At 71.9% G+C, this 11,761-nt stretch carries 11 protein-coding genes; 10 read left to right on the forward strand and 1 reads right to left on the reverse strand.

Annotated elements, in window-relative coordinates; all coding sequences use genetic code 11:
* Positions 1-61 precede the first annotated feature (61 nt).
* The 7 genes from ABD352_RS24240 to ABD352_RS24270 all read left to right on the forward strand — a co-directional run bounded on the left by ABD352_RS24240 (position 62) and on the right by ABD352_RS24270 (position 5,758).
* Positions 62-418 (forward strand): hypothetical protein, encoded by a 357-nt coding sequence (locus tag ABD352_RS24240; protein ID WP_344614760.1) that lies wholly within the window; start codon positions 62-64, stop codon positions 416-418.
* 1 nt (position 419) lies between these two features.
* Positions 420-1,721 carry a glutathionylspermidine synthase family protein gene (locus ABD352_RS24245; RefSeq protein ID WP_344614761.1) on the forward strand — a complete coding sequence of 434 codons (1,302 nt, stop codon included), beginning with the start codon at positions 420-422 and terminating at the stop codon, positions 1,719-1,721.
* Between the two features lie 53 nt (positions 1,722-1,774).
* Complete coding sequence (locus ABD352_RS24250) at positions 1,775-2,635, forward strand: DUF350 domain-containing protein (protein WP_344614762.1); 861 nt, start codon at positions 1,775-1,777, stop codon at positions 2,633-2,635.
* Positions 2,635-3,144 (forward strand): GNAT family N-acetyltransferase, encoded by a 510-nt coding sequence (locus tag ABD352_RS24255; RefSeq protein ID WP_344614763.1) that lies wholly within the window; start codon positions 2,635-2,637, stop codon positions 3,142-3,144. The genes ABD352_RS24250 and ABD352_RS24255 overlap by 1 nt, the downstream gene beginning before the upstream one ends.
* Before the next feature lie 27 nt (positions 3,145-3,171).
* The gene (locus tag ABD352_RS24260) at positions 3,172-3,312 is read left to right on the forward strand and encodes a hypothetical protein (protein ID WP_344614764.1); all 141 of its coding nucleotides are present in this window, start codon (positions 3,172-3,174) and stop codon (positions 3,310-3,312) included.
* A 29-nt stretch (positions 3,313-3,341) separates the two neighbouring features.
* Positions 3,342-3,755 (forward strand): VOC family protein, encoded by a 414-nt coding sequence (locus ABD352_RS24265; RefSeq protein ID WP_344614765.1) that lies wholly within the window; start codon positions 3,342-3,344, stop codon positions 3,753-3,755.
* Between the two features lie 416 nt (positions 3,756-4,171).
* Entirely contained in the window at positions 4,172-5,758 is a 1,587-nt protein-coding gene (locus tag ABD352_RS24270; RefSeq protein WP_344614766.1) for a cellulose binding domain-containing protein, read from the forward strand.
* A gap of 53 nt (positions 5,759-5,811) precedes the next feature.
* Here ABD352_RS24270 and ABD352_RS24275 read toward each other — a convergent pair whose 3' ends face one another.
* A complete protein-coding gene (locus ABD352_RS24275) occupies positions 5,812-7,677 on the reverse strand; it encodes an adenylyl cyclase (protein WP_344614767.1) in 1,866 nt (621 codons plus the stop codon).
* Positions 7,678-7,944: 267 nt separating this feature from the next.
* On the opposite strand from ABD352_RS24275, the gene ABD352_RS24280 reads away from it, so the two are divergent.
* From ABD352_RS24280 to ABD352_RS24290, 3 genes are all read left to right on the forward strand, one after another.
* Positions 7,945-9,711: a PH domain-containing protein gene (locus tag ABD352_RS24280; RefSeq protein WP_344614768.1), complete on the forward strand. Its 1,767-nt coding sequence runs from the start codon at positions 7,945-7,947 to the stop codon at positions 9,709-9,711.
* A gap of 109 nt (positions 9,712-9,820) precedes the next feature.
* Complete coding sequence (locus tag ABD352_RS24285; RefSeq protein WP_344614769.1) at positions 9,821-10,573, forward strand: hypothetical protein; 753 nt, start codon at positions 9,821-9,823, stop codon at positions 10,571-10,573.
* 10 nt (positions 10,574-10,583) lie between these two features.
* Positions 10,584-11,761 (forward strand): Hsp70 family protein (locus ABD352_RS24290; protein ID WP_344614770.1); only part of this gene is annotated, 1,178 nt, incomplete at its 3' end.

The raw sequence follows: 11,761 nt of genomic DNA on the forward strand, positions 1-11,761 counted from the left end.
TCGGGTCGCCTCGATTGCGAAGGTCATCTACCGTGCAGAGGCACACCTGAGGGAGCAGACGATGAGGCGATCCAAGTCGGTTCCGCTGGGACGAAGCTACCTCGCCCTGGCGGCACTGGCCACCACCGGCGGGCTGGCCGCGTGCGGCCGCGAGCAGCAGACCTACTGCGCGGACCAGAACGGCGTGGTCGTGCCCGACGCACGCTGCGACGACGGCACACCGGGCCACTATTACTACACGGGCAGCTACGGCCGCGGCCGGATGCCCGGCTACCGCCTCAGCGGCGGCAGCCGGGTCTCCTCGACCGACTCGATCGGCCGCTCGAACGCCGGCCTGCCCGCCACCGGGCACGTGAGCAACGGCCACGTGAGCTCGGGGGGCTTCGGCAGCAGCAGCCACGGCAGCTCGGGGAGCTGACGTGCGCCGCATCGCCGACGGGATCGTCCGGCCGGACTGGCGCCAGCAGCTCGCCACGCAGGGGGTCGTCTACAACGACACCCCGACGCCGGACGGCGGCACCATGTCCTACTGGCGCGAGGGCCCGTTCTACGACTTCACGTCGGCCGAGATCGACGCGCTGTCGACCGGGGCGGCGACGCTGTTCGAGATGTGCGTCGCCGCCGGCGACTTCATCGTCGACCACAACATGTTCCAGCTGCTGGGCATCCCCGAGCTCGCCTGGGACCAGATCAAGCGCACCTGGTGGGACGACGAGACCGAGCCGGGCGGCCGCTCCAAGGGCGACTTCTCGCCGAGCGTCTACGGCCGCTTCGACCTGCGCTACGCGGGCGAGTACGCGGGCCGGCCGCAGCTGCTGGAGTTCAACGCCGACACGCCGACGGCGCTTCCCGAGGCGGCCATCTCCCAGTGGTACTGGCACGAGCAGACCGGCCAGGGCAAGGACCAGTGGAACCTCATCCACGAGGGGCTGGTCGAGGCGTGGAAGCGCAACGTCACCCGGCTGCGCCAGGCCCGCACCCACCTGCTGAGCCCGGTCACCATCCACTTCGCGTGCGACCGCGAGGAGGACAGCGGCGAGGACCTGTTCAACACCGAGTACCTCATGGAGACCGCGCGGCAGGCGCTGGAGCCGATGGGGTACCGCACGAAGTTCATCTGGATGGACCAGATCGGGGCCGGCGACGTGCAGGCGGGGGACCGCTTCTACGACCCCGACGGGCAGCACATCGACGTCATCTTCAAGTTGTACCCGTGGGAGTGGATGCTGCAGGAGCAGTTCGCCAAGCAGTGCTTCCGCGACATGGCGGACCCGCGCCGGGACAGCACCGTCTGGATCGAGCCGCCCTACAAGATGCTCTGGAGCAACAAGGGCCTCCTGCCGGTGCTGTGGCACCTGTACGGCGACGACCCCGAGCGCCGCGACCTGTTGCTGCCGGCGTACTTCGAGTCGGAGAAGCCCGGCTGGATGACGTCCTACGTGCGCAAGCCGCTGCTCGGGCGGGAGGGCGCCAACGTCCAGATCGTGGTCGACGGGGTCACGGTGGCCAGCGCCCCCGGCGACTACGGTGGCCCCTACGTGTGCCAGGCCTTCGCCCCGCTACCCGCGTACCCGGATCCGCGGGGTGGCGAGTGGCATCCCGTGCTCGGCGTATGGATGATCGACGGCGAGCCGGCGGGCCTCGGCATCCGGGAGAGCGCGGGCCTCATCACCGACAACCTGAGCCATTTCGTCCCGCACACCATTGATTTCTCGCAGTAACCAAAGACTCGCATTCATTAGGCATAGATTCGTCCCAATGAGGATGTGACGGCATGAACGGTACCGCCGCCCTGATCGCGGTGCTCCAGGTGCTCATCGTGATCTTTGCGCTGGGCGGCGGCTGGTGGCTGCTCAACGCGGCCACCTCGTTCGACGACCACTACGAGCTGTGGCAGCGGGCCAACTGGGGCTACCTGGTCCAGCGGGTCGGCTTCGTCGCCGTGCAGGTCATCGGCGTGTCCAGCCTCGTCGGCCAGGACCTGCACAGCTGGAGCTCGCTGGCCTGGGTCGGCGGCGGCGTCGTCTGGGCCACCCTCCTGGCGATCTTCGGCTTCTGGATCACCGACTGGATGATCCTGCGCACCCGGGCCACCAAGATCGGCGAGCTCAACGCCGTGCCGCTGTCGGTCGGCCTGGTCCGGCTCGGCTTCTACCTCGGCCTGGCCCTGGTCGTGCGGGCCACCTTCATCGGCCACGCGCCCAACCTGCGCACCTCGCTCACGTCGATCGCCGTGTTCACCGTCGCCGGGATCGCCGGCCTGGTCATCGCCTTCTACCTGCACAGCCTGGTCTCGTACGGCAACCTGCGGGCCGAGATGGCGACCGGCGGGGTGACCGAGGGCATGGAGTCGGCGGGCGTGCTCACCGCGGTCGGCCTGATCCTCTACGGGGCCATGGCCGGCGACTTCACCACCTGGCCCGACAGCCTGGCCGGCTTCGGAGTTGCCCTCGGGGTGGCCTACGTGGGGCTGTACGTGGCGCGGTACCTCATCGACTGGTTCGTGCTCACCGGCGCGTGCACCCTGAAGACGATCCACGCTGAGCAGCAGCGCGGGGCCGCCGCCCTCCTGGCCTTCCTCCTGGTGATGCTGGCCCTGCCGATCAGCGCCGTGGTCAACCTGTACATCGAGTGATGGCCGTCCCGCAGACCCCGCGGCTCGTCCTGCGCGAGATGACCCCGGGCGACCTGGACGACCTGTCCGGGCTGCTCGGGGACGCCTCCGTGATGCGGTACTACCCCCGCCCGAAGACCCGGTCGGAGACGCTCGGCTGGATCGAGGTCAACCAGCGCCGCTACCGCCAGGACGGCCATGGCCTGTGGATCATGCACCTGCGCGACGGTGGCGCGTTCGCCGGCGACTGCGGGCTCACCATCCAGCGCGTCGACGGCGTCGACGAGGTCGAGGTCGGCTACCACGTGGCGCCCGGCCTGCAGCGCGGCGGCCTCGCCACCGAGGCCGCCATCGCCTGCCGCGACCACGCCCGCGACGCGCTCGGCGTGCGCCGGCTCATCGCGATCATCCACCCCGACAACGTGGCCTCCCAGCGCGTCGCCCAGAAGACCGGCCTGACCTTGGAGAAGCGCACGCGGGACTACGGATCCGGGGCTCAGGAAGTGATGATTTTCGCAATGTGTTTGTAAGTACCCACAAGGGGTAGCCCCCGTGACATGGACAGCGCTGTGTTCAGCAAGGACGCGAGGGAACAGCAGGTGAGCGTCGAGCCGGAGGACGCCTCGGAGGACCTTTTCTGGCTCCCGGTCGAGGTGGGCCCGGCCGGACCGCTCGCAGACAAGCGATTCATTCTCTAGCCCGGGCCGCCGGTGGTTGACTCATCGGCATGCATGAAAACCGCAGTATTCCGGCCGCTCAGGTGATGCCGGTGCTGACCTACCCGGACGTGCGGGCGGCCGTGGCATGGCTCACGGCGGCCTTCGGTTTCGCCGAGCGCCTGCGCATCGGCGAGGACCACCGCTCGCAGCTGACCTTCGGGGCCGGCGCGGTGATCGTGGCCGACACGGGCAGCGACCGCCGCCCCCCGTCCGGCGAGGGCGTGACCCACGCGGTGATGGTGCGGGTCGACGACGCCCGGGCGCACTGTGAGCTGGCGAGGGCCCACGGCGCGCGCATCGTCATGGAGCCGACCGACTTCGAGTACGGCGAGCGGCAGTACCAGTGCGAGGACCTCGCCGGCCACCGCTGGACCTTCACCGAGACCATCTTCGACGCCGACCCCGCTTCCTGGCTTCATTAGAAGTCTTGTCCGGCCGCCCCCGCGCAGGTCCGTTGATGGCGTGCGTGCGATGGAACTGACCGCCGCCCGCTCCCGCCGCCTCGCCGCGACCTCCCTGCAGGACCGCCCCGTTCCCGGCGCCGGCTTCGTGGGCCACGCTCCGCTGCGCCGGGAACTCACGCAGGGGTAGCGGGAGGTCGCCGAGGCCGCCCGCTGGCTCGACGCCGGCTGCCGGCACCTGCTCTCCCTGTGGTGGCTGGCGTTGGGCGGCCACCTGATCCGGGCCGAGGTCGCCGCCGCCCTGGGTGAGCCCCCGCCTGCTACCTGGCCGCTTCGCGGTGCCGGGTGTGGGCGGGGCATTGACTTTTAGTTAAGTTTCTTTATCGTTGTGCCTCAATGGGTCCTCCTCGATAGACACCTCACATGGGAGGCAGTGCATGGCATCTCGACTCCGGCTCGCGCTTGCGGCCGCGGCGGTGCTGGTGACCGCCGGCGGTATCGCGGCCGTTGCCAACCCGGCGCAGGCCGCCGGCTCGCTCACCGCCACGCTCAGCTACGACTCCGACTGGGGCTCCGGCTACCAGGCCAAGTACACGATCGCGAACGGGACGGCCGCCACCGTCTCCACGTGGAAGGTCGAGTTCGACCTGCCGTCCGGCGCCACGCTCGGCAGCTACTGGGACACCCTGGCCAGCCAGAGCGGCACGCACGTGACCGCGACGAACCGGACGTACAACGGGGACCTCGCGCCCGGCGCGTCGACCACCTTCGGGTTCCTGGTCTCCGGGTCCGGCAAGCCGGCCAACTGCAAGATCAACGGTGCCTCGTGCGCCGGGGTGGTGGACACGCAGGCCCCGACGGCGCCGACGAACCTGGCGGTCACCGGGACCACGTCCAGCAGCGTCAGCCTGTCCTGGGGTGCCTCGACCGACAACGTCGGGGTGGCCGGGTACGACATCTACCGCGCGGGCACGCTCGCGGCGTCGGTGACGGGCACCAGCGGTACCGTCTCCGGCCTTTCCGCGTCGACCGCCTACACCTTCACGGTGAAGGCCCGCGACGCGGCCGGCAACACCTCGGCGGCGAGCAACCAGGTCAGCGCGACCACGCAGGCCGGGGGCGGCGGGGGCGGGGGCGGCGGCGGAACGACCCTCGCGGTCGCGCCGTACGTCGACATGGGCGCCTGGCCCACCCCGACGCTCACCGACATGGCCACCGGCGGCAACCTGAAGAACTTCACGCTCGCGTTCGTCAACAGCGCGGGCTGCAAGGCCTCGTGGTTCAACGCCTACGACCCGCGGGCCGCCTGGGCCAAGGACCAGATCGACGCGATCCGGGCCCGGGGCGGGGACGTGAAGATCTCCTTCGGCGGGGCCAGCGGCATCGAGCTGGCGCAGGCCTGCTCCACGCCGGCCGCGGTCGAGGCGGAGTACCAGGCCGTCGTCGACGCCTACAGCCTGAAGTACATCGACCTCGACATCGAGGGCGCCGCGGTGGCCGACCCGACCACCATCGCCCGCCGGTCGCAGGCGCTGGCCCTGCTGCAGGCGGCCCGGCCGAACGTCAAGATCTCGCTGACCCTGCCGGTGCTGCCCGAGGGGCTGACCAGCGACGGGGTCAACGTGGTGCGCTCGGCGCGGGACGCCGGGGTCAACCTGGACCTGGTCAACGTCATGGCGATGGACTACCAGCGCTCCAGCGGCGACTACGGCAACTTCGCGGTGCAGGCTGCCCAGTCGACCTTCACCCAGCTCAAGGGGCTGTACCCGAGCAAGACCGACGCGCAGGTCTGGCGCATGCTGGGCGTCACGCCGATGCTCGGCAAGAACGACGACGGCGGGACGTACGACCAGAACGACGCCCGCCAGCTGGTCTCCTTCGCCCAGACCAACCACCTGGGCATGCTCTCCTTCTGGGAGGCGACCCGCGACCGCAACGCCTGCAATGGGGCCCTGTACATGTGCACCAACGTGCCGCAGACCCCGTACGAGTTCTCGAAGATCTTCGCCGGCTACACGGGCTGAGCACAAAGAAACGGCGCCCGGCCTCGCAAGAGACCGGGCGCCGCTTCGTGCGATCAGCTGGCCGGGTAGCTGGCCAGGTAGGACGGCACGCCGATCGCGTCGTTGTTCACCGGCGCACCGGTGTCATTGACGATGTGGTCGATCGTGCCCGCGCTCAGGTTGACCGTGAGCACGTCGTGCAGCTTGACGCCCGGCTTGTTGGGAACCTCGAAGCCGTGCGCGGCGTGGATCGTCGGGTCGACGTTGGTGAAGATGTAGCTGCCGCCACCCCACAGCTCGTGGGTCTTCACCTTGTCGCTGACCTTGTACGCGGCCCAGCCGAGCACGCCGTTGTGCTGCCACGCCGCCTGGTTCGGCGGGTCGTAGGGCAGCTCGTTCTGGAAGAAGATGGTCTTGCCGCGCTCACCGTTCCAGATGACGTTGTACTGCTGGTAGTGCTCGACGAACAGCCCCGTCGCGACCACGTTGTCACCGTTGACGATGACGCCGTTGCGCCCGGTGTTGATATCCCAGCCGACCGAGCCCGCCACGCCGTGGTCGGCGCGCCACGCCCAGATGTCGTCCAGGATGACGTTGTCCGAGTTGACCTCGAGGCTCACGTCGGCCTTGCCGACGTGCGGGCCGCCGACGCGGAAGAACACGTCGTGCAGCACGGTCGGATCGTTCGGGTCGCCCAGGTTGAGCGCGCCGCCGAGCTTGGTGCCCACCTGCATCAGCGCGGGCGAGTTGACGGTGCCGGCGTCGATCATCAGGCCGGACACGTCGATGCCCTTGCTGTCGGCCAGCCACATCGGGACCGCGCCGTTGACCGCGGTCAGCGTCGCGATGCCCATGCCGAGCACCACGGTGTCGGGCCGCCAGACCAGGATCGAGCGGTCGACATTGTACACCCCGGGCGTGAAGATCAGGTTCTTGCCCAGGGCCAGCTGGATGTTGATCGCGGTGATCGAGTCGGACGGCTTGGCCAGGTAGAAGTCCGAGATCGGGAGCGACTTGCCGGCGGTCGGGCCGTTCGCCCAGGTCGCCCCGGACGAGTTCTTGCGCACGGAAGGCACGAACACCTTCCACTTGCCCTGCGCGTCGACGTACAGGAACGGCCGTTCCTTGCTCACCGGGGTGGCGTCCACGGTGGTGTACGGCGGGTTCGGGAACTGCTGCGCCGGGGCGCCGACGGTGCCGCTGAACACCTGGTTCCACACCGCGTTGGACCACGACGCGATGTTGCTGTCGCGGACCAGGAACTGCTGCTGCGAGCCGTTGACCAGCGAGCCGGTCACCGAGTCGGACATGAAGCCGCCGCTGGCGTACTGCGGGCCGGCGGTGCAGTAGTCCATGAAGGTCATGTTGCCGTTGACCTTCACCCGGCGCAGCGGCGCCGCCTGCGACACCGCCCAGAACTCACCGGTGGAGCGGCAGCCGGACTCGCCGGCCACGTTGATGGTGAGGTTGGACAGCGAGCGCCAGAAGTTGACCAGCGCGAGGCAGTTGTCGGCCGCGAGGCAGCGGTTGTACACGTCGACGTGGCCGTTGATGACCACGTCGGTGGGGTTGAGCCCGAGGCCGGCGACCTCGGTGTAGTACCCGACCTGGAAGATCAGCGGGTGGTCGGCCGTGCCGTACGTGCCGGGCTTGAACAGCAGCGTGTAGCGCTGCGTGCCCATCTCGTTGTCGACCTGCTCCGAGTGGATGGCGTCGACGGTCGTCTGGATCTGCTCCACCGTCATCGACGGGTCGAAGATCTTGACGTTGGGGCCGAAGTCGGGCTGGCCACTCGACTTCGAGGGGGACGCGGCCGCGGCGCCCGGGGTGGAGACGGCGGCGACTGCGGTCAGCAGGACGGCAGCGCCGAGGGCGAACCACCGGCGGTGCCGGCGCCCCTGCGGTGCTGACCCGGCGGACCTGGCGGGGACCAATGCCATGAAACGCGACCTACTTTCCGATGGTGGGCGCCGTCCCGCCGACAGGTTGCGGGACCGCCGCCTGACCTGGTCCTTGGCCCAGGGCGTCGGCCTCGCGAGACGGGATTTGACGCGCCACGAATGTGAGAGAGCGCTTTCACGGAGGGACGTTACCGTGAACATCACGACTGGTCCACGGGTACAAATCGCCCGGAACTCGCTCTCTCCCTCGGCTTCGGCGGCACCCCGTGGCGGCCGTGTGGCGCGCGCTCGGGAGAATGGCGGCACATGACCCCGTTGCTGACCGCCGACGTCTTCGGCTGGACCGTGCGCCCCGCGCGCCGCCGCCGCGCCCGCGCGTTCCTCGTGGCCGCGGCCGCGATCGCGGCCGTCGCGCTGCACCTGGTCTACGACCCGCCGATCGAGTGCAGCGACGCCGCCCCGTGCGGCCCCGACGACCTCAACGCGGTGCTGCTGGGCCTGATCTGCGCCCTGCCGCTGGTCGCCTTCGTGTCGCTGCCGGTGACCGCCTGGCTGGCCGGGGCGTTCCTCGCCGCCGACGTGCTGTGGCAGGTCGCGCACCCGGACCTGGCCTCCCCGGCCTGGGTCACCGGCGCCGACGCGGCGCTCGTCGTGCTCGCCTTCGTCGCCGCGCGCCTGGCCCCGCCCGGGTTGGGCAGCGGGGCCGAGATGTGGGCGGCCACCACGTCGCACCGGGCGCCCCCGGTGCCTTCCGCTCTGCCGCGGTACGGCACGGGCTGGCGGCTGCTCGCGGTACTGCTGCTACTCGGGGCGCTCGGCGTGACCGCCGGGTCGCTGCGGGCGCAGGAGCGCGCCGATGCCCGCCTGGACGGCGCCGCGCGGGTCACGGCGGAGGTCACCGGCCACCCGGACCCGTACTCGCTCGACGTGCGCCTCCCCGGCGGCACCGCCCGCGTCACCGTCGCCGAGGCCGCCGAGCACCCGGTCGGCTCGCACGTCGCCGTCCTGGTCGCCGGCGACGGGCTCTTCCAGCTCGTCAGCGAGCCCTACGACACCAGCGGCTGGCTGAGCCTCGCGGTGCTGCTGGCCGCCCTGGCCGCCGCCTGCCTGGCCCGCGCCCGCGCCCGCGGCGTCGCCGCCCGCGCCCTGTTCGCGGGGGAGCAGCCGGCGACCGAGGTGTACGTCTGGGCGCTCGGCGGCCGGGTCGCCGTCTACGCCACCGACGCCCGCCCCGGCGAGTCGGCCCTGGTCGAGTTCTTCGCCCTGACCCGCCACGGCTCCGACGACATCCGACCCGGCGTCCTCTTCGGCGTGCCGGCCCAGCGCCAGTGGTGCGCGGTGACGGTCGACGGCGAGCTGCTGGTCCCGCGCGGCCCGGTCCGCAGCGGCCGCTTCGCCCCGATGTTCGGCGGCGCCGACCCGGACGCGTCCGTGGACGCCGCCCGCCTCCCGCTGCGCCCCGAGGAGATCATGGCGCTGCGCCCGCAGGACGTCTCGGCGGACCCGGAGACGGTGCACACCCACCGCCACAACCGGTTCTCCGGCTACGCGGTGATCGTCGGCTCCACCTGGCCGTTCCTCGTGCTGCTGGCGCACCTGCTGCCGCGGCTGTCGTACTGGACCGCGGCCGCCGTCGCCGCCCCCATGGTCGCCGCCGCCTGCCTCGCCGGGTGGCGCCTGTTCCTGCGCCCGCGGGTCAGCTGGAACGGCGCCGGGGTGAGCGTGGTGGGCAGCGTCGGCGCCCGGCTGCTGGTCTGGTCGGACGTGCACGCGGTGCGGGCCGACCACCACGGCGCGGTGACCATCGAGACCGACCACCACGGCACGGGGCTGGTCGTCGCCGCCCGCGGCGAGCACTCGCTCCTGCCGCGGTTCCTCTCCGGCGACGAGCGCACCGGCAGCCAGCTCGCGGGGGCGTTGCGGCTGTCGGCGGAGCGGGCGGCGGCGCGCGCCCGGGCCCGGATCCGCGACGTGGTCTCCCTGCCCCCGGCGCCGGTCACCCCCTCGGCGCCGGCGCTGCTGTACGCGGCCTGGATCGCGGAGTCCCTGCTCTACGCCCTGCTGCTGACCTGATCGGACGAAGCGGCGCAAATCCGGGCGCGCCGCCGCCCGACTTTTCGGGATAAGACGCCGCAGGGTGCGGGTGGGTTGGAAGCGCCCCGTGGTGGGGCATGATGTGCCGATGGGGCGGCACGAAGTGGGGCGGCGAACCGTGTGCGTGGTTCGCGATCCCCGGCGTGCGGCCGGCACGACCTGGTGGGCCTGGCTGGTGCCGCTCGCCGGGCTGGTGCTGTGGCCCATCGCGCCCGTGGCCGGGCTGCTCGTCGCCGCCGGGCTCCTCGCCGGAGTCGGTTGTGTGGTCCGGTACCGGCTGGGGCCCGGCGTCCGGCTCGAAGGGGAGTGGGCGGCGCAGTGGCGCGGGGCGGCCGACCTGCTCGGGGAGATCCGGCAGGGGTGGTCGTCGCTCGGCGCCATGGCGGAGCCGGCCGACATCGGGCCGACGCTCGCGCTGACCGGCTACCACCTGGCCAAGCTGGCCCGGGAGCGGGCCCGGCTGGCCGGGTACCTCGACGAGCTCGACGCGGCCGCCGCCGGGCTGGCCGACGCCGCGCTGCTCGCCGAGGTCGACGAGCGGCGGGCCGCCCTCGGGGAGCGCCGGCGGGAGCTGGACGCGCAGTTCGCGGCCCGGGTCGGTGCGCTACGGCGGCTGTCGCAGTCGGTGCGCGGGCACGAGCGGGTCGAGCGGGTGCGGGCGCTGCTGGCGGCCGGGCTGCCCGGCCCATCCAACTCGCCCGATGCGGCCGGCGGCGGCGCGGACCCCATCGCGGAGGTGGCCGGGCGGACCGAACTCGTCCTCGCGGCCTATCGGGAGCTGTCCGGGACGGCGCCCGTACCGTCCGAAACGCGATCGTTTGGGGGCTCCCCGCCCAACTAGGATGGGGGGCATGTCTGCGGCCTTCGGGCTCGGGATCGACTTCGGAACCTCGAACACCGTGGCCCTCATGCGCTGGCCCGACGGGCGCGTCAGGCCGCTGCTGTTCGACGCCAACCCGTTGCTCCCGTCCGCCGTCTTCGCCCCGACCAAGCCGGGTCCGGCCGCCGCCGCGACCCCGGCGGACACCCCCGTGCCCGGGGACCTCGTGGTCGGCGGGGACGCGCTGCACCACGCGCGGTTCGACCCGGCGGGGCTGGAGCCGAACCCGAAGCAGCACATCGACGAGCAGGCGATCCTGCTCGGCGCGCGCGAGGTGGCGGTCACCGACCTCATCGCGGCGGTGCTGCGGTTCGTCTTCGCCGAGGCGCGGCGGGTGGCCGGGTCCGACGACTTCTCGGTCGCGCTGGCCCACCCGGCCGGGTGGGGCACGGCGCGCAAGGCGGTGCTCGCGGAGGCGGCCAAGCGGGCCGGGCTCGGCGCGGCGCTGCTGGTGCCGGAGCCGGTCGCGGCCGCGCACGCGTTCACCGCGGTGCTCGGCCAGCAGGTGCCGACCGGCAAGGCCCTCGTCGTCTACGACCTCGGCGCCGGCACGTTCGACGCCAGCGTGGTGGTGCGCCGGCCGGTCGGGTTCGAGACGGTGGCCGTCGACGGGCTCACCGACGTCGGCGGGCTCGACATCGACGCGACCATCGTGCGGTGGCTGGGGGAGCGGTACTCCTCGGGCGACCCCGAGCTGTGGGCCAGGATGGCCGACGCGCAGGACGCCGAGTCGCTGCGGCACCGGCGGATGCTCTGGCACGACGCCCGGGTGGCCAAGGAGATGCTGTCCCGGGCGCCCGCGGTGGTCCTGCAGATGCCGGAGCCGCTCAACGTCGACGCCCAGCTGACCCGCGACGAGTTCGAGGCGGCGGCCAAGCCGCTGCTGGAGCGCACGGTGTTCACCACGGCCGCGCTGATCCGACAGGCCGGCGTGGCGCCCGGCGATGTGGCCGGGGTGCTGCTGGTCGGCGGCGGCAGCCGCATCCCGCTGGTGGCGACGATGCTGCACCGCTCGCTCGGGATCGCGCCGACGATCACCGAGCAGCCCGAGATCGTGGTGGCCGAGGGGGCGCTGCTGTCGCTGACGGCGCCCGCGGCGGACGCGCCCGCGGGGGCGGACGGGCCGCTGTGGCCGTCGGCCGCGGCCGC

This window comes from Dactylosporangium salmoneum (assembly GCF_039532525.1).
GTDB lineage: Bacteria > Actinomycetota > Actinomycetes > Mycobacteriales > Micromonosporaceae > Dactylosporangium > Dactylosporangium salmoneum.

What these genes read in the sequence shown, in the direction of transcription:
- ABD352_RS24240 (WP_344614760.1), top strand. Translation starts at nt 62, where the DNA reads ATGAGGCGATCCAAGTCGGTTCCGCTGGGACGAAGCTACCTCGCCCTG.
- ABD352_RS24275 (WP_344614767.1), bottom strand. Translation starts at nt 7,677, where the DNA reads ATGGCATTGGTCCCCGCCAGGTCCGCCGGGTCAGCACCGCAGGGGCGC.
- ABD352_RS24250 (WP_344614762.1), top strand. Translation starts at nt 1,775, where the DNA reads ATGAACGGTACCGCCGCCCTGATCGCGGTGCTCCAGGTGCTCATCGTG.
- ABD352_RS24270 (WP_344614766.1), top strand. Translation starts at nt 4,172, where the DNA reads ATGGCATCTCGACTCCGGCTCGCGCTTGCGGCCGCGGCGGTGCTGGTG.
- ABD352_RS24260 (WP_344614764.1), top strand. Translation starts at nt 3,172, where the DNA reads ATGGACAGCGCTGTGTTCAGCAAGGACGCGAGGGAACAGCAGGTGAGC.
- ABD352_RS24265 (WP_344614765.1), top strand. Translation starts at nt 3,342, where the DNA reads ATGCATGAAAACCGCAGTATTCCGGCCGCTCAGGTGATGCCGGTGCTG.
- ABD352_RS24255 (WP_344614763.1), top strand. Translation starts at nt 2,635, where the DNA reads ATGGCCGTCCCGCAGACCCCGCGGCTCGTCCTGCGCGAGATGACCCCG.
- ABD352_RS24285 (WP_344614769.1), top strand. Translation starts at nt 9,821, where the DNA reads ATGGGGCGGCACGAAGTGGGGCGGCGAACCGTGTGCGTGGTTCGCGAT.
- ABD352_RS24280 (WP_344614768.1), top strand. Translation starts at nt 7,945, where the DNA reads ATGACCCCGTTGCTGACCGCCGACGTCTTCGGCTGGACCGTGCGCCCC.